The 19,865-nt window shown below is 69.2% G+C and carries 24 protein-coding genes; 12 read left to right on the top strand and 12 right to left on the bottom strand.

Going from position 1 to position 19,865, the window contains the following annotated elements; genetic code table 11:
• Positions 1-200: 200 nt before the first annotated feature.
• Complete coding sequence (locus HJG45_RS25160; protein ID WP_171616246.1) at positions 201-473, top strand: hypothetical protein; 273 nt, start codon at positions 201-203, stop codon at positions 471-473.
• Entirely contained in the window at positions 466-1,587 is a 1,122-nt protein-coding gene (locus tag HJG45_RS25155) for an ImmA/IrrE family metallo-endopeptidase (RefSeq protein WP_171616244.1), read from the top strand. The genes HJG45_RS25160 and HJG45_RS25155 overlap by 8 nt, the downstream gene beginning before the upstream one ends.
• Here HJG45_RS25155 and HJG45_RS25150 read toward each other — a convergent pair.
• On the bottom strand, positions 1,577-2,521 hold the full coding sequence (locus HJG45_RS25150; RefSeq protein ID WP_171616242.1) for a hypothetical protein: 945 nt from the start codon (positions 2,519-2,521) through the stop codon (positions 1,577-1,579). The genes HJG45_RS25155 and HJG45_RS25150 overlap by 11 nt on opposite strands.
• Positions 2,522-2,536: 15 nt before the next feature.
• Complete coding sequence (locus HJG45_RS25145) at positions 2,537-3,436, bottom strand: thymidylate synthase (RefSeq protein ID WP_171616240.1); 900 nt, start codon at positions 3,434-3,436, stop codon at positions 2,537-2,539.
• A 443-nt stretch (positions 3,437-3,879) separates the two neighbouring features.
• Here HJG45_RS25145 and HJG45_RS25140 point away from each other — a divergent pair, with 443 nt between their 5' ends.
• From HJG45_RS25140 to HJG45_RS25105, 8 genes are all read left to right on the top strand, one after another.
• On the top strand, positions 3,880-4,179 hold the full coding sequence (locus HJG45_RS25140) for a hypothetical protein (RefSeq protein ID WP_171616238.1): 300 nt from the start codon (positions 3,880-3,882) through the stop codon (positions 4,177-4,179).
• 101 nt (positions 4,180-4,280) lie between these two features.
• A complete protein-coding gene (locus tag HJG45_RS25135; RefSeq protein WP_171616237.1) occupies positions 4,281-4,703 on the top strand; it encodes a PadR family transcriptional regulator in 423 nt (140 codons plus the stop codon).
• 55 nt (positions 4,704-4,758) lie between these two features.
• Positions 4,759-6,216 (top strand): FAD-dependent oxidoreductase, encoded by a 1,458-nt coding sequence (locus HJG45_RS25130; protein ID WP_171616236.1) that lies wholly within the window; start codon positions 4,759-4,761, stop codon positions 6,214-6,216.
• Complete coding sequence (locus HJG45_RS25125) at positions 6,213-7,445, top strand: MFS transporter (RefSeq protein WP_171616235.1); 1,233 nt, start codon at positions 6,213-6,215, stop codon at positions 7,443-7,445. The genes HJG45_RS25130 and HJG45_RS25125 overlap by 4 nt, the downstream gene beginning before the upstream one ends.
• A gap of 172 nt (positions 7,446-7,617) precedes the next feature.
• Positions 7,618-8,043, top strand: coding sequence for a MerR family transcriptional regulator (locus tag HJG45_RS25120; RefSeq protein ID WP_254452777.1), 426 nt, complete (start codon positions 7,618-7,620; stop codon positions 8,041-8,043).
• A gap of 38 nt (positions 8,044-8,081) precedes the next feature.
• Entirely contained in the window at positions 8,082-8,714 is a 633-nt protein-coding gene (locus HJG45_RS25115; protein WP_368040678.1) for a cytochrome c biogenesis protein CcdA, read from the top strand.
• A gap of 17 nt (positions 8,715-8,731) precedes the next feature.
• The gene (locus HJG45_RS25110; RefSeq protein ID WP_171616232.1) at positions 8,732-9,520 is read left to right on the top strand and encodes an ABC transporter permease; all 789 of its coding nucleotides are present in this window, start codon (positions 8,732-8,734) and stop codon (positions 9,518-9,520) included.
• A 5-nt stretch (positions 9,521-9,525) separates the two neighbouring features.
• Positions 9,526-10,566, top strand: a complete 1,041-nt coding sequence (locus HJG45_RS25105; protein ID WP_171616231.1) for an ABC transporter ATP-binding protein — start codon at positions 9,526-9,528, stop codon at positions 10,564-10,566.
• A 49-nt stretch (positions 10,567-10,615) separates the two neighbouring features.
• Here HJG45_RS25105 and HJG45_RS25100 read toward each other — a convergent pair whose 3' ends face one another.
• The 4 genes from HJG45_RS25100 to HJG45_RS25085 all read right to left on the bottom strand — a co-directional run bounded on the left by HJG45_RS25100 (position 10,616) and on the right by HJG45_RS25085 (position 13,940).
• Positions 10,616-11,437, bottom strand: coding sequence for a sulfite exporter TauE/SafE family protein (locus HJG45_RS25100; RefSeq protein WP_254452776.1), 822 nt, complete (start codon positions 11,435-11,437; stop codon positions 10,616-10,618).
• A gap of 73 nt (positions 11,438-11,510) precedes the next feature.
• Complete coding sequence (locus HJG45_RS25095) at positions 11,511-11,945, bottom strand: winged helix-turn-helix domain-containing protein (RefSeq protein WP_171616229.1); 435 nt, start codon at positions 11,943-11,945, stop codon at positions 11,511-11,513.
• 36 nt (positions 11,946-11,981) lie between these two features.
• Entirely contained in the window at positions 11,982-13,148 is a 1,167-nt protein-coding gene (locus HJG45_RS25090; RefSeq protein WP_171616227.1) for an MFS transporter, read from the bottom strand.
• Positions 13,149-13,364: 216 nt separating this feature from the next.
• The gene (locus HJG45_RS25085) at positions 13,365-13,940 is read right to left on the bottom strand and encodes a GNAT family N-acetyltransferase (RefSeq protein ID WP_171616225.1); all 576 of its coding nucleotides are present in this window, start codon (positions 13,938-13,940) and stop codon (positions 13,365-13,367) included.
• Positions 13,941-14,017: 77 nt separating this feature from the next.
• On the opposite strand from HJG45_RS25085, the gene HJG45_RS25080 reads away from it, so the two are divergent.
• Positions 14,018-14,914: a LysR family transcriptional regulator gene (locus tag HJG45_RS25080; protein ID WP_171616223.1), complete on the top strand. Its 897-nt coding sequence runs from the start codon at positions 14,018-14,020 to the stop codon at positions 14,912-14,914.
• A gap of 103 nt (positions 14,915-15,017) precedes the next feature.
• On the opposite strand, the gene HJG45_RS25075 is transcribed toward HJG45_RS25080, so the two are convergent.
• From HJG45_RS25075 to HJG45_RS25050, 6 genes are all read right to left on the bottom strand, one after another.
• Positions 15,018-15,221 carry a hypothetical protein gene (locus HJG45_RS25075; RefSeq protein WP_171616221.1) on the bottom strand — a complete coding sequence of 68 codons (204 nt, stop codon included), beginning with the start codon at positions 15,219-15,221 and terminating at the stop codon, positions 15,018-15,020.
• A gap of 133 nt (positions 15,222-15,354) precedes the next feature.
• Positions 15,355-16,104, bottom strand: coding sequence for an arsenical resistance protein ArsH (gene arsH / locus HJG45_RS25070; RefSeq protein ID WP_171616219.1), 750 nt, complete (start codon positions 16,102-16,104; stop codon positions 15,355-15,357).
• A complete protein-coding gene (locus HJG45_RS25065) occupies positions 16,105-17,202 on the bottom strand; it encodes an ArsO family NAD(P)H-dependent flavin-containing monooxygenase (RefSeq protein ID WP_171616217.1) in 1,098 nt (365 codons plus the stop codon). It lies immediately after the preceding gene.
• Positions 17,203-17,209: 7 nt separating this feature from the next.
• A complete protein-coding gene (gene arsB, locus HJG45_RS25060; protein WP_217363036.1) occupies positions 17,210-18,304 on the bottom strand; it encodes an ACR3 family arsenite efflux transporter in 1,095 nt (364 codons plus the stop codon).
• The gene (arsC, locus tag HJG45_RS25055; protein WP_171616215.1) at positions 18,301-18,738 is read right to left on the bottom strand and encodes an arsenate reductase (glutaredoxin); all 438 of its coding nucleotides are present in this window, start codon (positions 18,736-18,738) and stop codon (positions 18,301-18,303) included. The genes arsB and arsC overlap by 4 nt, the downstream gene beginning before the upstream one ends.
• Before the next feature lie 26 nt (positions 18,739-18,764).
• Positions 18,765-19,115 carry a helix-turn-helix transcriptional regulator gene (locus HJG45_RS25050; RefSeq protein WP_171616213.1) on the bottom strand — a complete coding sequence of 117 codons (351 nt, stop codon included), beginning with the start codon at positions 19,113-19,115 and terminating at the stop codon, positions 18,765-18,767.
• Between the two features lie 208 nt (positions 19,116-19,323).
• On the opposite strand from HJG45_RS25050, the gene HJG45_RS25045 reads away from it, so the two are divergent.
• Positions 19,324-19,854, top strand: coding sequence for an arsenate reductase (azurin) small subunit (locus tag HJG45_RS25045; protein ID WP_171616210.1), 531 nt, complete (start codon positions 19,324-19,326; stop codon positions 19,852-19,854).
• The last annotated feature ends 11 nt before the right edge of the window (positions 19,855-19,865 follow it).

Raw genomic sequence — 19,865 nt, 5'->3', positions numbered from 1 at the left:
TCCGCTGCATGGGAGCCAATGATGTCAGGCGTCATCAGCGATCGTGAGCTAAGCTGAGGAATAGGCACCATTCTCGGGGGCAGCGCCAAGTCCATGGCTGTGCTATCATCCCGCGAACGTTGGATGGTGGCGCGCCCAGCAAAATGGAAATTGCCTTCCGGACGAAGGCTCTGCGGGCCGTGTGCCTAAGCGGGGAGAAGATGGTCGAGCAGTATGGAGCTGCGAGTGCAGCGACGCTGAAAGGGCGTTTGGCGGACATCCGGGCCGCCGAGAGCCTTTGCGACGTGCCACTCGTGACACTGCTTCTTTTGACGAATGGCATCGCCGACGGTGCCACCCTCGATCTAGGGAGTAACCTGAGGCTCGTCGTCAAGGCGAACCATAAGAGGCCGCCGACGTTGGCGGATGGCAGCATCGACTGGCCCAGCGTTCAACGCATCCTCATTCAACGCGTTGAGAAAATTGATGCCTGATCCCACGTCTCCTGAGGTTTTCGAACCCGACTGGGCTGTGCCCCCTGGCGCCACCATTGCCGCACTGCTGGCAGCGCGGTCGCTCTCCCGGGAGAGCTTCGCTGGCGCAATTGGAGAAAGCGTCGAGACCGTTCAGCGCCTGCTGCTTGGGTTGGAGGCGGTGGACCACAGCTTGGCGGAGCGACTGTCCCGCTGCTTGGGCTCGTCCCGGGCATTTTGGGTCGCTCGCGAGGCTCAATTCCGGGCTGACTCGGAGCGCCTGCGCCACCAGCAGGAAGCTGAAGACCGTGTCGCATGGGCTAAGCAGTTCCCCGTGCGTGAGATGGTGTCACTTGGCTGGATACCGGATTTCCGGTCGGCCATGGCCGCAGCCGACGAGTGCCTGAAGCTCTTCGGGGTGCCCGACGTGGCGACCTGGAAAGCCCGCTACGGGGGAGCGGCGGCGGCTGCCGCGTTCCGCATGTCAGGCTCGGTTAGAAGAGATCCAGGTGCTGTGAGCGCTTGGCTTCGTTGGGCCGAGATCGTCGCTGAGCGCACTCCGTGCGACTCTTGGGACCCGGATGGCTTCCGGGAGCGGCTAGGGGCGGCAAGGCGACTCTCCTGGAAGAAGGACCCAACAGTCTTCCTTCCAGCGCTTCGGCGTCTTTGCGCCGAGGTGGGAGTTGCCGTCGTAGTGGCCCGGACGCCGAGGGGCTGTCCGGCAAGTGGGGCAACCCGCTTTCTGTCTACCAGCAAGGCGATGATGGTGCTGAGTTTTCGGTACCGCACGGATGACCAGTTCTGGTTCACCTTTTTCCACGAGGCCGGACACCTGCTCCTCCATGGCCACGACGCGCTCTTTCTTGAAGATGGCGGCGAGACGACTTCCGACGAGGAGCGCGAGGCGAACGAATTTGCGCAGGCGCTAATCCTATCGCCAGCCTGCATGGCGGAACTGGATCGTCTGCCCCTGGACAAGGACTCGATTATGCATTTCGCGCGACGGGCTGGAGTAGCGCCTGGACTCGTCGTCGGCCAGCTACAGCATCGGAAGCGGATAACTCCTGACCGCCTGAATGGCTTGAAACGCCGATACGACTGGGACCAGATTGCTCCTGACCGGCTCATCCCTTGAAGAGTTCATAAACCGCCGGACTTTTCTGCCAGTTGCACAAGGCGTCCTCGAGAACCTGGGGTCCGAGCCCAGTTGCCTGTCCGAATTCAGCGAGCCGTCGCTCCAAGTCAACTGCCGACAGCTTTGCGCCGCCTGCCCCGCCGAACAGCAACCGGGCCCCTGCCAGAGGCCCGGTTGCGTCCTTCAGAAAAGTCGAGCCGGGGTCGATCGGCGCGATGCCCAGCTTGCCGAGCATGGCCAGAAAGTCGAACTTGCCGAGGCGGCCGAAACGCTGAACCGCGTCCATGGAGTGGTAAAGGGCAGCGAAGACCTCCTGCGGGTTCTGCCCCACGGTCTTGTGGAGTTCGCGAACAAGTTCTGCATGCGTCCTGGGTGGGCTGACCCAAGCCACGTACGAGGCGATGATGGCAGAGGTGCCCTTCTTCGAAGCCGCCTTCAGGCTCTCGTATTTCCGGTGATTGCTGAAGCGGCGCCTCACGCCGTCCGCCCCCCTCAGGATAGCCTCGTTGGCCGCGAGCCAGGTGTGAAATGTTGATGGGCTGCTGGAGACGGCACCCCAGTCCCAGCGCCCTCCCTGACCAAGCCTACCGTAGATGTCTCGCGTCAGGCGCCAACCGTCGACGGCATGCTTGCCGAAGTGGGTTCCCAGGAAGACAAGCCACCATGCCTCATCATTTTCGCCACGGCGGTTTCGCAGCACCGCAGCACGGAGCGGGTCAAAAAGTTCAGACGCTGGATCCATCCGCGCCGGATCGTGCTTGGCATCGCGAATATGATTAGCGAATTCGACCCTGCGGAGGCTGTCGATGAACTGCGCCACCATGACGTCGAGGTGGGCGGGGCTGGTCAGGCCCGGAAGCATTCCAGCCTTGGCTTGGTATCGAGCAACGGCCTGCGCCAGAACCTGCGCACGCGCTTTGTCGCGAGGGCTCATCAAACTCCATATTTCCTAGGCTGCTGCCGCAGGGGGAATGCCAGGCAGGACCGGCTGGACATCTAGCTTCTGCTGCAGGCTGAGTTGGCGGCCGCGCATGTACGCGTCGTAGACGGGGCTAGCCATCTGGCCTTTCAGATGGACAAGTTGCCGTAGGTCCTTTTGTCTGTAGAGCACCTTGACCTGCAGGAGTCGTGCGAGATCCAGCCAATATCCGTCGATGCCGGTGGCATCGGGTTTCGGAAGGCCGCAACGGATAGCCTTCTCCATCTTCAGCAGCCAAGCGACCGAAGGTTTGGGATCTTCCGCAGGCATTGCTGGCATGCTCATCGGTGTCTGCATACCCTCGGCGAGGTAGTCACGAGCTCTTTCCTGGTCGTCGTCGTAGAGATGCAAGCTGCCGACGTAGTGGCTATAGGTCCCCAACTCGAGGCCGAGCTGCTTGGCGGCTAACTCCTGGATGAAGGTGAAGGCGAAAACGTCGCCTGGGAAGCCGCGGTAAATGTCGTTCGAGCGCATGGTGACAGACAAGTGCAGCTTGCCCCGCCGCGGTAGGAACTGCAGAGTGGTGGTGCAGGGAACATCCCCATTCCCCGGCTTCAGGTCCTTGCGATCGAAGATCTGTGCAACAGCCTGCCGCGTATCGGACTTGCCCCGCTTCTCCACCATTGTCTTCAGCAGCTTCGACATTTGGCTGCTTTCCCCGCCACCGAAGAGGCGGGGACCATAGGCCCCGGGCGCCCGCGTGGCGTGTTGGGATGCATTGATGAAGGTGCGATAGGCGGGGATGTAGTACTCGATCTGCGTCAGGCTGTCGGAGCCTGAAAGGTACCACAACGTCTCGCCGAGGAAGCTGATGAGCGCTCCTCGGTCCTCGGTGCGACTGAACCGGGCTCTTGGATCCGACAACTCCACAAGCGCTCCAATGAATTCGCGCGCCCGCCCCTTTCCCGCCCGGATAGGAGAGCCATTCCGAAGGAGACGACGCGTAACGTCCCCAAGTGCATCGTCGAGACTATCGGCTTTGAATAGCATCGGTGAAGATGATAACCTCGACCGTTCCGACTGCAAAGAGGTTAGGCTCGAGCGATGTTGCCGTATACTTCTCGCACGCTCGTCCAGCACCGCCAGCTACGCGGCCCGGAGGACATCTCACTGCAAGAGATTGTACAGAAGCAATACTGAGAGCAGAGACCCGCCGTTGGGCGGCCTCGTCACTGCTCCGGTGGATCGTCTGGCGCCCGTAGCAGCACCGGCTTCAAAATCTCAGACGGCGCACAGGGTGTGCCGGGAACCCGTTCCAAAGGCCCATCTTGCCGGAACTCCGGGCTAGGCTCGCGGCCGCAGGAGGATACCCCATGCCCCCCTACCCTCCCGACCCCGTCGTCCAGGCCGAGGCCCGGCGCCTCGCCGCCGAGGACCTAGACCGCGACCTCGGCCGGATCGCCGAGTTGCTGGCCGAGCGAGGGCACCATGGCCCGGACGGCTGGCCATACCCCTCGCGCACGGTCGCGAACCTGCTCGACAAGGACCTGAGGCGCAGGCGCGACAACAGGTCGCGCGAGCGCAACCGTGGGGCGGCGGAGGACTTCAACCGCTGGCTCAAAGGCGAAGGGCGCCAATTCCTGGCTGGTGGCGGCGGCGGCAAGGATGAGTAGCCGCGCGCCGAGCGCTTCCCGCGGCTCGGTGCCGGGCCTCCCACGCGCCAGCGGGCCACCTTCCGCTTGACGCATCGCCCTTCGAGGCATAGCCTTCCGACATGTCCAAGCAGCCCGCCCTCCGCGCCGTTGCCCGCCCCTCGCCGGACTTCACGGACCGCGCCTATTGGGCGGGGACCATCAAGATGGCGCTCAGCCGGTTCTTCGTCCTGCAGGTGCTCCACGACGGCCCGGCCCACGGCTACGACATCGCGCGCGCCGTCGAGCGGACGACCAACGGCTGCTGCTCGCCCTCCGAGGGCGCCCTCTACCCGACCCTGCGCGAGTTCGAGCAGGGCGGCTACGTCACCTCCGAGACCGAGGTCGTCTCCGGCCGCGAGCGCCGCGTCTACACGCTGACCGACAAGGGCCGGGAAGCCTTCCAGGTCGGCCTGGGTGCCTGGATGGACGCCACCGCCGCCCTCACCGAGACCGGCCGGGCCGCCAAGGCCCGCAGGAACGCTGGGGATGGCTGCAGATGCTGAGCCTTCGTTTGTCCGAATACATCGCCCAACGAGGCATTAGGAAGGAGGAACCAAGATGAGCTCCTGCTGCTCCGCCAACCGGCGCTCCGAGTCCGGGGAAGCCGCCCGCCAGAGCCCCGCATCGCTCCCGGTCGCCGTCATCGGCGGCGGTCCGGTCGGCCTGGCGGCAGCCGCGCACCTGCTCGAGCGTGGTTTGGAGCCAGTCGTCCTTGAGGCCGGTCCCTCGGTCGGCACGGCGCCACTGGCCTGGGGCCACGTCCCCATGTTCTCGCCCTGGCGCTACAACATAGACCGGGCAGCCCGGAGCCTGCTCGAGCGGCACGGCTGGACGGCACCGGACGCCGACACCTTCCCGACCGGCCGCGACCTCGTCGAGCGTTACCTCGCACCGCTCGCCGCCGTGCCCGCGATTGCTGACCGACTGCGGCTGGGCACCCGCGTGACCGGCGTCGCCCGCCTCCGCGCGGGCAAGGTCCGCGACACCGGGCGCGAGGCCCAGCCCTTCGAGGTGAGGTTCGAGGATGCCCGAGGTAAGCAGGGTCGTATCCTTGCCAGCGCGGTCATCGTCGCCTCGGGCACCTGGGGCAACCCGAGCCCCGCTGGTTCCTCCGGCCTGCCCGCCATCGGCGAGCGCCAGGCGGGCGACCGGATCCGCTACGGAATGCCAGACGTCCTCGGCGCCGACCGCGGCCGCTACGCCGGGAAGCGAGTCCTTGTCGTCGGCTCCGGCCACTCCGCCATCGGCACCCTCATAGACCTCGCCTCCCTCGCCGGTCAGGCGCCGGGCACCTCCGTCCTCTGGGCCGCGCGGAGCACCGACCTGACACGGGCCTACGGGGGCGGCTCGGCCGACCAGCTGCCGGAGCGCGGCGCCTTGGGACAGCGGCTGCGGTGCCTCGTCGAGACCGGCGCCATCGAGCTGCTCGCGCCCTTCTCCGTCGACGAGATCCGGCGCGGGCATGGCGAATCCTTGACGGTGCTGAGCGCCGAAGGGCGCGCGGTCGAGGTCGACGAGATGGTGGTCGCGACCGGCCTCCGGCCCGACCTCGGAATCCTTCGTGAGGTCAGGCTCGACCTCGACCCGACCCTGGAATGCCCGCGCGTGCTGGCGCCGCTCATCGACCCCAACCTGCACTCATGCGGCACGGTCCGGCCGCACGGCGCCGAGGAACTGGCACAGCCCGACGCGGGACTTTTCCTTGCGGGCATGACCAGCTACGGCCGGGCGCCGACCTTCCTGCTGGCGACCGGCTACGAGCAGGTGCGCTCCATCGCCGCCTTCATCGCGGGCGACGTCGAGGCGGCGCGCCGGGTCGAGCTCGACCTGCCGCAGACCGGCGTGTGCTCGTCGAACCGCGTGCTGCCCGGCACGGCGGAAGCCGAGCCCTCCTGCTGCACGCCGGTGACACCTGAGGGCAGTTGCTGCGCGCCGAAGCCGGAGCTGGCCGAGGACGCGCCCTGCTGCGGCAGTGCGGCTCGCAAGGACGCCGTCCTGGTCGAACCCGCCGAATGAGCCAGGTCACCGCCGCCGGGGACGCCGCCCCGGCGAGTCCGGCTGCCAGCCGTCCTCGGCTGGTGGTCGTCTCGGCGGTCGGCGTCGCGCAGATCCTCGCCTGGGGCAGCAGCTACTACCTACCCGCCGTGCTGGCCGGGCCGATCGCGGCCGACACCGGCTGGCCGCTTGGCTGGGTCGTGGGCGCCCTGTCCGTCGGCCTGCTCGTGTCCGGCCTCGTCTCGCCGCGCGTCGGCCACATCATCGAACGGCATGGCGGCCGTCCGGTGCTGGCCGCGAGCGCGGTCCTGCTCGCCCTCGGGCTGCTCGGCCTCGCCCTCGCGCCCAGCCTGCCGGTCTTCGTCGCCGCCTGGGTACTCATCGGGTTCGGCATGGGTGCGGGCCTCTACGACCCTGCCTTCTCCGCGCTCGGGCGGCTCTACGGCGAGACGGCGCGTGCCTCCATCACCCACGTGACCCTGTTCGGCGGCTTCGCCAGCACGGTGTGCTGGCCGTTCACGGCGTTCCTGGCCTCGCACCTCGGCTGGCGCGGCGCCTGCCTAGCCTACGCGGCCATCCACCTCGCCATCGTGCTGCCCCTCTACCTGCTCGCCCTGCCGAAGGAGGCGGAGCGGCCACCAAAGCCCACCACGGCCGACGCGCCGCCGCCCGGCCACGTGCGGCCGGACCAGCGTGCCGCCTTCCTACTGCTCGCGGCTGGCTTCACGCTGGCCTACCTCATCATGACGGTCATCGCCGTCCACCTCCTGACGCTGCTCCAGGCGCAGGGTCTGGCGCTGGCCGCCGCGGTCGGCCTGGGCGCGCTGATCGGCCCCTCGCAGGTCGGGGGCCGCATCCTCGAGATGATGTTCGGGACGCGTCAGCACCCCGTCTGGAGCCTGCTGGCATCTTCGGCGCTGGTTGCGGTCGGCCTTGGCCTGCTCATCTCCATGACCGGCTTCGCCGCTGCCTGCATCGTCCTCTACGGCATGGGCAGCGGCATCCGCTCCATCGCGCGCGGGACCGTGCCGCTGGCGATGTTTGGAAAGGAGGGCTACGCCATCCTCATGGGACGCCTCGCCATGCCGTCGCTCTTCGCCACGGCGGCGGCGCCCATGGTTGGCGCCTGGCTCCTCGAGTGGGGCGGGCCAACCGGGACGCTGGCTGCGCTGTTCGGAGCCTCCGTCGTGAACCTGGCCTTGGTGGTGCCCTTGGTACCGATGGCGCTTCGAGGACGTCAGAAGGTCTGAGTGTCAGGATCACGTCAGTGCCAGGGACCAGCACTACCAGGAACAGGAACGCCTCCAAGAGGGCCGGTTCTGGCGCACAACCTCAGGGCGCCTGCGTCGGCGCTTCCGAACATTGACTCCGTACGTCAGTACGGCCGCCATATTGGGCGGGAGGTGACGGATGAAGCGAGGGTTGACCATCGGCGCTGCCGCCCGTGAGGCAGGTGTCGGCGTCGAGACGATCCGGTTCTACGAGCGGAGCGGCCTGGTCCCGCAGCCGCCCAAACCGGAAGGGGCGGGCGTACGCCTCTACCCCGCATCCACGGTCGAGCAAGTCCGCTTCATCAAGGAGGCGCAGGAGCTTGGCTTTTCCCTGCGCGAGGCCCAGGACCTCTTGAAGCTGCGGGCCAACCCCTCCGCTGAATGCTCCGATGTCCGGAGCCTGGCGGCGGCGAAGCTCGACGAGATCAACCGGAAGATCCAGCGACTCCAGAACATCGGCGCCACTCTGGAACGGCTGGTCGCGGCCTGCCCTGGGAATGTCGGGCTGCAAGAGTGCCCGGTTATGGAGGCGCTGACATCCCACTCGGGTCACTGTCGCCAAGCCGAGGGCAAGTGACAGCCGGGGCCAACCTAACCAGCCTGGTGCTGCTCCCGGTGAGCCTCGGCCTGCTTGGCTTCGTCGAGCCCTGCTCCATCGGCTCGACCTTGCTGGCCGTCAAGCACATGGAAGGCCGGAGCGCCGCCAGCAAGGTCGCCCAGGTCGGTGCCTTCGCCGGAACCCGCGCGCTGTTCATCGGCCTGTTGGGCGTGCTCGCGGCGGTGCTGGGGGCCGCCTTCCTCGACTTCCAACGAACTGCGTGGGTCGTGCTTGGGACCGTCTACGTGCTGATCGGCATCACCTACCTCTCGGGCAAATCGCGGGTCTTGAGGGTTTCCCTGGGGCCAAGCGCCGCACGCCTGTCCGGCCTGCGCGGCTCCGCGGCCCTTGGCCTCGCTCTTGGGTTCAACATCCCTGCCTGCGCTGGCCCGCTGCTGGTCGCCCTGCTTGGCGCCGCCGCCGCGGGCGGTGCGTCCGGGGCGACGCTCGCCAGAGGCTTCGTGTCACTGGCCCTCTTCGGCCTTGCGCTGTCGCTGCCACTGGTGCTGGCCGTGCTCTTCGAACCTGCCCGCCGGATGCTCGATCGGCTTGCTGGGCTGTCGCGGCGCCTGCCTTTCTGGACGGGCCTGTTGCTCGTCATCCTCGGCGCTTGGTCAATCTGGCTCGGCCTGTCCGGCTTCCGGGCATGACGCGGGAGACTGAACCGATGACCGCGCGACCATTCTTCGACGGCGTAAACTGGATCGGCGTGAGCACCCTCTACCGACGCGAGGTCCAGCGGTTCCTCGCCGTGGCCGCGCAGACTGTCGGTGGCCCGGTGGTGAGCACGCTGCTCTTCCTCGCGGTCTTCGGCGTCGCGCTCGGCCGCCACACCCCGGCGCCGGGCGGCGTGCCCTACCTCGTCTTCATCGTCCCTGGCTTGGTCATGATGGCGATCCTTCAGAACGCCTTCGCCAACACCTCGTCCTCCCTGCTGGTGGCCAAGGTCCAAGGCAACATCGTCGACCTGCTGCTGGCGCCGCTCGGACCTGGCGAGTTCCTAGCCGGGCTGGCGCTCGGAGGCGTCACGCGCGGCCTCATCGTCGGCGCCCTGACGGCACTCGCGGCCTCCCTCTTCGTGCCTTTGCCGCTTGTGAACCCGGCGCTCTGCCTGTTCTACGCCGTCGGCGGCGCCCTCATGTTCGCGCTGCTTGGCGTCGTCGGCGGGCTTTGGGCACAGAAGATGGACCACCAGGCGGCGGTCACGAATTTCGTCATCGCGCCCCTGACGCTGCTCTCGGGCACCTTCTACGCCGTGAGCACGCTGGCCGAGCCGTTCCGCTCCATCGCCTACATCGACCCGGTCTTCTACATCGTGGACGGCTTCCGACACGGCGTCACTGGCGTATCGGAGGCGCCGCCCCTGACCGGAGTTCTCTTTGTCCTCGTCGCCAATGCCCTGCTCGGCGTCCTCTGCCACCGGCTGCTCGCGTCCGGCTGGCGCCTGCGGCAGTGACCCGGATGGACACGACTTTGAACAACATCGCGCCTCTTGCGCCCCGCAATCCGAACGGGCGCCATGCCGGGCTGGCAGTTGACGAATCCTCGGCCGCCATTGAGGTCGAGGGGCTCGAGAAGGTCTATCCGGGAACCAGTGGCCGGACGGCCAAGCGCGCCCTCAAGGAGGTGAGTCTCGCCATCCCTCGCGGCAGCATCTTCGGCCTCCTGGGACCGAACGGCGCCGGGAAGTCGACTCTCATCAACATCCTCGCCGGGCTGGTGCGTAAGTCGGGCGGGAAAGCGCGGGTCTGGGGCATCGACATCGACGAGCACCCACGGGCGGCACGCGCGGCGATCGGCGTCGTCCCGCAGGAGCTCACGCTCGACCCCTACTTCCCGGCGCGCGCCGCGCTCGAGCTGCAGGCCGGACTGTTCGGCATCCCCAAGGCGGCCCGGCGCACGGACGAGTTGCTCGAGGTTCTCGGGCTGGCGGACAAGGCGACGGCTCCCGCCCGCAGCCTCTCCGGGGGCATGCGACGGCGCCTGATGGTCGGTAAGGCGCTGGTCCACAGCCCGCCCGTCCTTGTCCTCGACGAGCCGACGGCGGGCGTCGACGTGGCGCTTCGGCAGCAGCTCTGGGATTACGTCCGGCAGCTCAACCGCCGCGGCACCACGATCCTCCTGACGACGCACTACCTCCAAGAGGCCGAGGCGCTGTGCGACCGCATCGCCATCATGGCCGACGGGCAGATCGTAGCGAACGACACGACCGACGCTCTCCTGCGGGGCGTGGAAGACCAGGAGCTGGTCGTCGAGGTGGCCTCGCCTCTTGCCGCGGTGCCGGACGAGCTTCGCGCCTTCGGTCCGGACCTGACCACGCCCCGGCGCCTGGTGTTCCGCTACGCGCAGGGCGGCGACGCCGTGGACCGGATACTCGGCGCCGTTCGCTCAGCTGGCCTGAGCGTGGTCGGCGTCACGACCCGCCAGCCGGACCTGGAGGCGGTCTTCCTCAGGCTGATGCAGCGCCAAGGCAATTGCGAGGGGCCACAAGGCACCCCGTAGGCCGCGGGGCCGAAACGCGGACGGGAGGCAGAGGGACCGCTCCGGCCTTCTATCGGTGGCACCAGACCTTGGCCGCGGATACGAGGAGGATGCCCGCAAGCGTCGGGAGGAGGACGGCCCCCGGCACGAGGCCGAGGAGCTGCCCGCCAACGACGGTCCCGGCGATCGACCCCGCCGCCATGACCAGCACGAAGGCGCGGTTGCGCCCGAGCACCGCGAAGCTCTGGTCTCGGCTGTAGCGGGCGAACCCCATCAGCATCGTCGGCAGGCTCACCGCGAGGGAGAGGCTCCCGGCGAGCTTGATGTCCACCCCGTAGAGCAGGACCAGCGTCGGGATGAGCAACTCGCCCCCGGCGACGCCGAGGATGGCCGCCACCACCCCGATCCCGAACCCGGCGAGGACGCCCGCCACAGCCTGCGCGGTCCCGGTGAATGCCGCCGTGCCCGCCGTGGCGTCATGGCCGACGAGCAGAACGGCTGCAATGGCCACGAGCAGGACGGCGATGACCCGGTAGAGGGCCTCAGAGCGGAGCCGCGTGGCCCAACCCGCCCCGAGCCAGGCGCCGAGCAGGCTGCCCGCGAGGAGGTTCAGGATGACCGGCCAGTTCGCGGCCACCTCGGCGAGGGGCACGGTCCCCGCCCGGAAGGGCAACGCGGAGGCGACCACGACGAGGCTGGTGGCCTTGTTGACCACGACCGCCTCGAGGGCCGCGAAGCGGAACGTGCCGATCAGGAGCGGCAGCCGGAACTCGGCCCCGCCGAGCCCGATCAGGCCGCCCAGGGTGCCAATCAGGGTGCCGCCTCCGAACGCTGCGAGCGGGCTGCGAGCGATGTCGCCCGATGCCGCCATGCTCATCCGGTGGGGTGCCATGGCAACGCTCCGCCCGATATTCCCGGACGACTATATCGACCCTTTCGGGCCGCTCAAGGGCCAGCAGGGCGCCTCAGGACGCCGCTGGTTTCGGTTGGCTGGTTTGGGTGGCATCGGCGGGCTGCCCCTCGCGCTCGGGGGCGAGTGCTTCCCGCATCACCGCGAGCTCCGCAGCACCCGCCTCGGCCGCGAGCTGTTCCAGGCGGCGGTAGGCGGCGAGGATGGTGGCGCCCAGTGGGGTCAGCGCAGCCCGGCCACCACCCGTTCCCCCTTTCGACGCCTCGACGAGGGCGCCGCGGAAAGTGCCGTTCATGGCCTCGACGAGGAACCAAGCCCGCTTGTAACTCATGCCCATCCGCCGCCCCGCTGCGGCGATCGAGCCGGTGTCACGGATGCCCTCGAGCAGTTCCGCCTTGCCTGGCCCCATGGCGGGAGGGCCGCCCGGCGGATCAGGCAGCAGGACGCGCAGCTGGAGTCCGAGCGGCCGCTCTGGTGGCGACTTGGTCATGCCGGGAGCAAAGCACGGCGGGACCACGGCGCCCAGTCAGCCGTCCCGACTGAGCCAGCGGAGAGCCTGCAGCCCAACGAGAGTCACCACCGCGAGGTGCCCGAAGGCCAGCCCCCGGCCAAGAACCCCGTCGCCGCCCGCGAGTTCGAGGAAAAACCCGACCCCGAGCGGACCCAGGAACCCGCCCGCGTAGCCCGCCATCGAGTGCAGCCCCATGGTGGCGCCGCGCAGCTGCTTGTCGGCGGCCTGCACGGTCCCGGCGGTCAGCGCCGAGCTGTCGAGGTAGATGGCGACGTTCCAAAACACCACGGCGGCGGCGGCGAGCGCGACGGAGACGCCGGTCGTCCACCCCGTCGCCAGCGACAGCGCGGCGGCCGCCGTCATCGCCCACAGCACCACTCGCGCCCGCCCGTACTTCTGCGCGGTCTCGTTCCCGGTGACGGAGACCGCGACCCCCGCGAGGCCCGCCGCGGTGAACAGGACGGCGGGCGACGGCATCCAACCGGGCGCGCCGAGCCGGGCCATCGTCGCGGCCAGGAAGGCGACAGCCCACCCGCGCAGCGCGGCCATCTCCCAGGTGTGCACCGTGTAGCCGACGATCCACGCCATTGCCCGTCGGTTCCGGAAGACCGGGCGGAAGTCGAGGAGCGCTCCGCGCGGCGCCACACCCGGCCGCGGCGGCAGGGTGCGCGGCATCACCGCGGCCGCGATGGCGAAGGCGGCCGCTGCGGCGACGCCGCCGAAGGCGAAGGCGGCCGTCGGCCCGCCCACGGCGTCGAACAGGCTGGCGGCGGCGAAGGAGGCGGCGCCCGCGATGCCGACCCCGGCGGCGTGCCAGGAGACCGCACGCGACTGCGCCGCGCCCTCCAGAGGGTCGGCGAGTGCTTTGAGGCCGACCATGTAGGCGCCCGCCCAGCCGACGCCCGCCAAGGCCCGCATCAGCATGCCGGACCAGAACCCGTCCGCCAGGAAGGCGAATCCGAGGTGCGAGAGCGCGGTCAGGCCGGTGCCGATGAGGTAGACGCGGCGCACCGGGACGCGGTCGGTCAGGGCCAGGAGCACCGGGACGGCGGGCACGTATGCGGCGAAGAAGACGCCGACCAGCCACCCGGCCTCGGTCTTGGACAGGCCCCACCGCTCAATATAGGCGGGCAGCAGGGCCGGGAGGGTGAAGGCGCCGATCTGGGTCAGCACCTGCGCCACGACGATGGCGGCGACGAAGCCACGGCTGCCCGGAGCAAGGGTGGCTCGCCCAATCGCCCTCATGGAGCAGCCGCGTCGCCGTCCCCGAAGGGGTGCGCTGTCTGGCTTGCGGTGGCTGGCGGCATCGAGCACCTCGGCGTGGACGAGGCAACGTAACGACGCTGCCGCGAGATGCGAAGGCGATGGCCTGCCGTGCGCGGTCCTCCCTTCCCGGCGTCAGCCGCCTTCGTTCGGGTCTGTGTCGTCCCCCTCGCCGAGCGCGCGCTGCAGGAGGACCGTGTCGAGCCATCGGCCGTGCTTGCGGCCGACCGAGCGGAGGGTGCCGACAAGGCGAAACCCGAAGGTTTCGTGCAGGCGCACCGAGGCCAGGTTCGCGCTGTCCCCGACCACCGCCACCATCTGCCGCACCCCGAGCGCTTCACACTGCGTGAGCAGCTCCTGGAGCAGCAGGCGGCCGATGCCGCGGCCGTTGACGTCGTGGCGCACGTAGACGGAGTTCTCGACCGTGTTCCTGTAGGCGGCGCGCGGCCGGTATGCACCGGCATAGGCGTAACCGAGGATGGCGCCGTCGTGGCCCTCCGCGACCAGGTAGGGCAGCCCGCGGGCGAGGACGTCCGCCCGACGCCTCCGCATCTCCTCGGCATCCGGCGGCTCGGTTTCGAACGACCCGGTCCCGTGCAGGACGTGATGGCCGTAAATCGCGGCGATGGAGCCGATGTCGGCCTCCGCCGATGGCCTTACGCGGATGCTGTCGAGTTGCCCTGCTCTGGGGGCGAGATCCTGTGTGTTCATGCCCGCAAGACTGCGGCCGCCCGCCCGGAGCCGGAAGGAAATTTATCTGATCCGCGGCATCAGGATAAGTTTTCCGCATGCCCGACCCAAGCCTCCGCCAGCTGCGGACCTTTCTTTCCGTTGTCGAGACCGGCGGCGTCACCGCCGCCGCGCAGGCGCTCGGCCTGACCCAGCCCGCGGCCAGCCAGCAACTCCGCGAACTGGAGCGCATCATGGGCGTCCGCCTGCTCGAGCGGGTCTCGGGACGCTCGGTCCCGACCGCCGCGGGACGGGCCCTCATCGAACCCGCGCGGAGGGCTCAGGCGGCCGTCGCGGACGCGGTGGCTGCCGCCACCACCCACCGGCTTGGCGAGGTGGGGCGCGTCCGCCTGGGCACCGGTGCCACGGCCTGCATCCACCTCCTGCCGCCGGTGCTGGCGGAGCTGAACGAGCGGATGCCGGGCCTCGAGGTCATCATCGCCACCGGGAACACGCCGGACATCCTCCGCCGCGTCGAGGAGGGCGATCTCGACGCGGCGCTGGTGACGCTCCCGGCGTCGCTCGGGCGTTCGCTCGCCGCGACCCGGATCGCCACCGACGCCTTGGTGGCACTCCTCCCGGAGGGCATGGCGCCCGCGAAGCGCCCCGCATTAGCTGCGGCCGACTTCGAAGGACTGCCTCTCATCCTGTACGAGGCGGGCGCGAATACCCGAGCCATCATCGACACCTGGTTCCGTCGAGCGGGGCTTGTCCCCCGACCGATCATGGAGTTGGGCAGTGTCGAGGCCATCAAGGTTCTGGTCGCGGGCGGGCGCGGCTGCTCGGTACTGCCCGCGCTGGCACTCGGTGGCGACGTCGCGGGCGCGGTGGTGCGGCCTTTGCGTCCGGCCCTCGCGCGGCAGCTCGCAGTCGTGGTTCGCAAGGAGAAGGTCGTCGACCGGGGCCTTGGACGGTTGCTGGGGGCTCTGAAGGTCGCGGGAGCCCGTCCGGGATAAGTGGCGGCGATGTGGTTTGGGACCGCGGCGTCTGCAACGAAGGCAGCACCCAAACCGGCCGTGGTGAACCAACTGCTGGACGGGAACGGGCCTCTCAAGCCGCTCAGCCCGCCTTGGGGTTGCCGAGCGCGATGGCGATGCGGGTCAGCGCAAGGAGCTCCAGGTTGTGAGGCACCCGACGCATCCTGGGGCCGAGCGGGCTGCCGCTGTCCTCTTCGAGCATCATCGGAAAGGGTGGCCAGTTCGGACGCCGACCCATCCGGTCCACGGTCGTGCTCGGCGGCGGCTCACGCTGCATCTCCACCATTGTTGTTCCTCCGCCATCGGCCACGCAGGCTCGGCCGGGAGGTTAGAACACTGCCGGGGCCGCAGGAGCCCCTCGAAGGCACCCAGGCCCAGCTGCCCGGAAGAGACACCCAACGCGAGTGGCGCCGACCTCGTCAGCTGCCGCTGGCGGCACCGGACAAGACGGCAAGGTCCGCCTTCGCCTGCTTCTCCGCCCGCTCCCTCCGCTCGCTGTAGCGGTCGGTCAGGTAGTCCGAGCGGTCGCGCAGCAGCAGGGTGAACTTCACCAGCTCCTCCATGACGTCCACTACCCGGTCGTAGAGCGGCCCCGGCAGCATCCGGCCCGCCTCGTCGAACTGCTCGTACGCCTTGGGCACCGAGGACTGGTTGGGGATGGTGAACATCCGCAGCCACCGGCCGAGCAGGCGCAGCGTGTTCACCGCGTTGAAGCTCTGCGAGCCGCCGGAGACCTGCATCACCGCCAGCGTCCGGCCCTGGGTTGGACGGACACCGCGGCTCTCGAGAGGGAGCCAGTCGATCTGGTTTTTGAGGATGCCGGTGACGGCGCCGTGCCGCTCCGGGCTGCACCAGACCTGTCCCTCCGACCACAAGGAAAGCTCCCTGAGCTCGGCGACCGTGGGGTGGTCGGCGGGCACGCTGTCCACCACTGGCAGGTTGCGAGGGTCGAAGACCCGCGTCTCGGCGCCGAACCGCCTCAGGATGCGCTCGGCCTCGAGTGTCAGGAACCGGCTGTAGGACCGCTCCCGGAGCGACCCGTAGAGCAGCAGAATCCGCGGCGGGTGCGTGCTGGCGCCGGGGATGCCGAGCGTTCCGACGGTCGGGATGTCGAGCTGCGCTTCCGAGACATTGGGCAGCGAGAGGTCCGGAAGGTTCACGTCAGGCATTCAGGCCTCCAAACAGGTGGCGGGCAAGGTCGGCATGCCCGCCAATGCGTCTCGTATCTCATGGGCGGCGCTTCGAGCCGCCCGCGTCACCCCGGCCAGCGTGGCGGAGGCGACCCCGGTCCAGTCGCCGTAGCCGACCAGCCAGAGGCGCGGCTCGCGGACGGAGCGACCACCCCGGACCGCGACGCGCCCGTCCGGCTCCAGCACGCCGAGCGGTGCCAGGTGTTCCAGGGCCGGGCGGAAGCCCGTGCACCAGATGACCGCGTCCACCGGGCTGCGGCTGCCGTCCCGCCAGACGACGCCGTCCGGCTCGAGGCGGAGGAAGGGCCGGACGCTGCGCAGCGCGCCGCGGTCGCGGGCCTCCCGGACCGGCGGGACCATGACGATGTCGCCCAGGCCGCCCCGAGGCGGGCCGGGGTCGCGGCCTTCCTGCTGCGCCCGCACGCGTTCCGTCGCGCGTTCGAACAGCACGCGGCCGTCCACGTCGTCGGGCAGGAAGGTCGGCGCCTCCGTCGTGACCCAGGTCACCTCGGCCACGAGCGACAGCTCGGCGAGGATCTGGGCGCCGGAGTTGCCGCCGCCCACCACAAGGACTCGCTGGCCCGCGAATTCTTGCGGCGAGCGGTAGGACGAGGAGTGCAGTTGGCGTCCGCGGAAAACCTCCGCTCCCGGGCAATCCGGGACGAAGGGGCGGCTGGCGCCGCCGGTCGCGCTGACCACGGCGGAGGCCGTCCAGCTTCCCGCATCGGCCCGGACCAGCAGCCGGTCCCCCGCGCGCTCGAGCGCCTCGACCCGGACCGGGCGCCGGACCGGCAGCTGGTATCTCTCCTCGTACGCCGCCAGATAGGCGGCCACGTGGTCCCGGCCGGGATACCCCCCACCCTGGACGGGCGGCATGGGCCAGCCCGGCAGCGAGCTCCATTGGGCCGGGGAGAACAGGTGAAGGGAGTCCCAGGCCGAGGGCCAGGCGCCGCCCGGTCTCTCGTTGGCGTCCAGGATCTCGAAGTCCAGCCCCGTCCGGCGCAGGAAGTAGCCGACTGCGAGGCCAGACTGCCCGCCGCCGATGACGATGACCTGTCGATTCCGGCTTTCCTGCATCCCGGGCCTAGCGAGCCGCAGCTCGGCCAGCTCCTCGGTCGTACCAGCGGCGGGTCCGCATGACGATGTGGACCACCGACAGCATGACGGGCACCTCGACCAGCACGCCGACCACGGTTGCCAGCGCGGCACCGCTCTCGAACCCGAACAGGCTGATGGCGGCTGCGACCGCGAGCTCGAAGAAGTTGCTAGCGCCAATCAGGGCAGAAGGCCCGGCTACGCTGTGCGCCGAGCCGCACTGCCGGTTCAGCAGGTAGGCCAGCCCCGCATTGGCATAGACCTGAATGAGGATGGGCACCGCGAGCAGCAGGATCACCAGCGGCTGCGCCAGGATCTGCTGTCCCTGAAAGCCGAACAGCAGCACCAGGGTGGTCAATAGGGCCACAAGCGAGACCGGGTTCAGCGACTTGAGCGTGCGCTGGAGGGCCGCCTCGCCACCGGAGGCGAGCAGCGAGCGACGCCAGATCTGCGCCGCGACAAGGGGCACGATGATGTAGAGGCCCACCGAGAGCAGCAGCGTGTCCCAGGGGACCGTGATGGCCGACAGGCCGAGCAGCAGCCCGACCACGGGCGCGAAGGCGACAACCATGATGGCGTCGTTCAACGCGACCTGGGACAGGGTGAAGTTCGGCTCGCCATCCGTCAGCCGCGACCAGACGAAGACCATGGCGGTGCAGGGCGCGGCCGCGAGCAGGATGAGCCCGGCGATGTAGCTGTCGATCTGTCCGGCGGGGAGCCACGGCCGGAACAGCCATCCGATGAACAGCCAGCCGTGCAGCGCCATGGAGAAGGGTTTCACCAGCCAGTTCACCCCGAGCGTGACGGCGATGCCGCGCCAGTGCCGCGTCACCTGCCCCATGGCGGCGAAGTCCACGCGGAGCAGCATGGGCACGATCATCAGCCAGATGAGCGCGGCGACCGGGATGTTGACCTGCGCCACCTCCAACCCGCCGAGGGCGTGGAAGAAGCCCGGCATGACGGCACCGAGGGCGATGCCCGCGACGATGCACAGCGCCACCCAGAGGGTCAGGTAGCGCTCGAAGGTGCCCATCGCCGCCTTGCGGCCCTGGATGGCGGCTTCCGCCTGCGCCGACGCGCTCATGCCGCCACTCCCTTCAGCACGCGAAGACCTCGCTCGTCCACGACAGGCTCGCCGTCCTCCTTGGCGAATGCGCCGCGCTGCGGGTTCGGCAGGATGTCGAGCACCGTCTCGGACGGCCTGCAGAGCCTCACGCCGAGTGGCGTCGCCACGATGGGCCGGTTGATGAGGATGGGGTGCGCCATCATGGCGTCCAGCAACTGGTCGTCCGTCAGCGACGGGTCGCCCAGGCCAAGCTCGTCATGGGGCGTGCCCTTCTGCCGCAGGACGCCGCGCACCGGGATGCCCATGCGCCGGATGAGGTCGGCCAGCTCCGTTCGCGAGGGCGGCGTCTTCAGGTATTCGATGACGACCGGCTCCTCGCCGCTGTTGCGGATGAGGCCGAGGACGTTGCGGGAGGTCCCGCAATCGGGGTTGTGGTAGATGGTGACGGTCACGGCGGTCTCCGGACGTGGTCGGGGTCTCAGGCGGCGGAGGCGCCCACGGGCGCGCTGGCGGCGGCAGGATGGCAGGCGGGGCCGCAGTCGGCGTGGCCGCCACAGCAGTGCTCGGTCAGGTAGGCCACCAGCGCATTCATGGCCGCCGGGACCATGGCGTAGATGATCTGGCGGCTGACCCGGCGCTGGCTGACCAACCCCGCGTGCAACAGCGCCTGGAGGTGGAAGGTCAGGCTCGACGGCGGCAGGCCGAGCCGCTCGGCAATGGCGCCCGCTGGCAGCCCGTCCGGCCCTGCCTCGACCAGGAGGCGATAGGCGGCAAGCCGGTGCTCGTTCGCCAGGGCGGACATGGCGGCGACGGCCGAGACGATGTCCATGACGGCTCCACCCTTCAAGGAAACTCGAAATATGCCTTGTGGTGCCGATGGTCAAGGGTCGCTACGAGTTTCATGGAAATGTCGCGCCGTTTAAGCGGCAGCGGTGTAGTCCATCTCCACGATTCCGGTTCAAACCGTCCCAGGCTATACGCTACGGTCCTTCCGGAAGCCTGGAATGGTTTGTGGGCAGGGATAGGGGAGGACGGCCATGAAGAGATGTGACGCGCTCGTCGACGCCGGACGCAGATCGTTTTTCGCGCGGACGGCAGCGGTGGCCGCCGGAGCCGCCGCCGCGACGACGGTCGCCGGGGAGCCTGCCAAAGCAGCACCCGCCCTCGCGCTGATCGAGTACCCCACCAGGAAGCTGGCCAACCTCCGGGACCTCAAGGTCAACGAGCCGCTCGACATCGGCTACCCGGACGACCAAAGCCCGGGCGTGCTTCTGAAGCTCGGCACCCGGGTCGAGGGCGGCGCCGGGCCGGACGGCGACGTGGTCGCCTTCAGCACCCTCTGCCCGCACAAGGGCTACCCCCTCAACTACTCGGCCGGGGACAAGACCCTCAACTGCCCGGGCCACTACAGCCGCTTCGACTGCGAACGGGGCGGGCTTGAGATCTGGGGCCACGCGACCCAGAACCTCGCGCAGTTCAGGCTCCGGGTGGACGAGGCGGGCGACGTCCACGCCGTGGCCGTGGACGAGCTGATCTACGGCCGCCTCTCCAACGTGCTGCAGGGCTGAGGGAGGGCACC

Source organism: Roseicella sp. DB1501, from assembly GCF_013112485.1.
Lineage (GTDB): Bacteria > Pseudomonadota > Alphaproteobacteria > Acetobacterales > Acetobacteraceae > Paracraurococcus.
This window is presented reverse-complemented; position numbering and strand designations above follow the sequence as displayed.

Coding starts and splice junctions, on each gene's coding strand:
- HJG45_RS25095 (WP_171616229.1), bottom strand. CDS start 11,945: ATGACCAAGTCGCCACCAGAGCGGCCGCTCGGACTCCAGCTGCGCGTC.
- HJG45_RS25085 (WP_171616225.1), bottom strand. CDS start 13,940: ATGAACACACAGGATCTCGCCCCCAGAGCAGGGCAACTCGACAGCATC.
- HJG45_RS25105 (WP_171616231.1), top strand. CDS start 9,526: ATGGACACGACTTTGAACAACATCGCGCCTCTTGCGCCCCGCAATCCG.
- HJG45_RS25135 (WP_171616237.1), top strand. CDS start 4,281: ATGTCCAAGCAGCCCGCCCTCCGCGCCGTTGCCCGCCCCTCGCCGGAC.
- HJG45_RS25110 (WP_171616232.1), top strand. CDS start 8,732: ATGACCGCGCGACCATTCTTCGACGGCGTAAACTGGATCGGCGTGAGC.
- HJG45_RS25130 (WP_171616236.1), top strand. CDS start 4,759: ATGAGCTCCTGCTGCTCCGCCAACCGGCGCTCCGAGTCCGGGGAAGCC.
- HJG45_RS25080 (WP_171616223.1), top strand. CDS start 14,018: ATGCCCGACCCAAGCCTCCGCCAGCTGCGGACCTTTCTTTCCGTTGTC.
- HJG45_RS25155 (WP_171616244.1), top strand. CDS start 466: ATGCCTGATCCCACGTCTCCTGAGGTTTTCGAACCCGACTGGGCTGTG.
- HJG45_RS25045 (WP_171616210.1), top strand. CDS start 19,324: ATGAAGAGATGTGACGCGCTCGTCGACGCCGGACGCAGATCGTTTTTC.
- HJG45_RS25150 (WP_171616242.1), bottom strand. CDS start 2,521: ATGAGCCCTCGCGACAAAGCGCGTGCGCAGGTTCTGGCGCAGGCCGTT.
- arsH (WP_171616219.1), bottom strand. CDS start 16,104: ATGCCTGACGTGAACCTTCCGGACCTCTCGCTGCCCAATGTCTCGGAA.
- HJG45_RS25125 (WP_171616235.1), top strand. CDS start 6,213: ATGAGCCAGGTCACCGCCGCCGGGGACGCCGCCCCGGCGAGTCCGGCT.
- HJG45_RS25140 (WP_171616238.1), top strand. CDS start 3,880: ATGCCCCCCTACCCTCCCGACCCCGTCGTCCAGGCCGAGGCCCGGCGC.
- HJG45_RS25050 (WP_171616213.1), bottom strand. CDS start 19,115: ATGGACATCGTCTCGGCCGTCGCCGCCATGTCCGCCCTGGCGAACGAG.
- arsB (WP_217363036.1), bottom strand. CDS start 18,304: ATGAGCGCGTCGGCGCAGGCGGAAGCCGCCATCCAGGGCCGCAAGGCG.
- HJG45_RS25065 (WP_171616217.1), bottom strand. CDS start 17,202: ATGCAGGAAAGCCGGAATCGACAGGTCATCGTCATCGGCGGCGGGCAG.
- HJG45_RS25160 (WP_171616246.1), top strand. CDS start 201: ATGGTCGAGCAGTATGGAGCTGCGAGTGCAGCGACGCTGAAAGGGCGT.
- HJG45_RS25075 (WP_171616221.1), bottom strand. CDS start 15,221: ATGGTGGAGATGCAGCGTGAGCCGCCGCCGAGCACGACCGTGGACCGG.
- HJG45_RS25100 (WP_254452776.1), bottom strand. CDS start 11,437: ATGGCACCCCACCGGATGAGCATGGCGGCATCGGGCGACATCGCTCGC.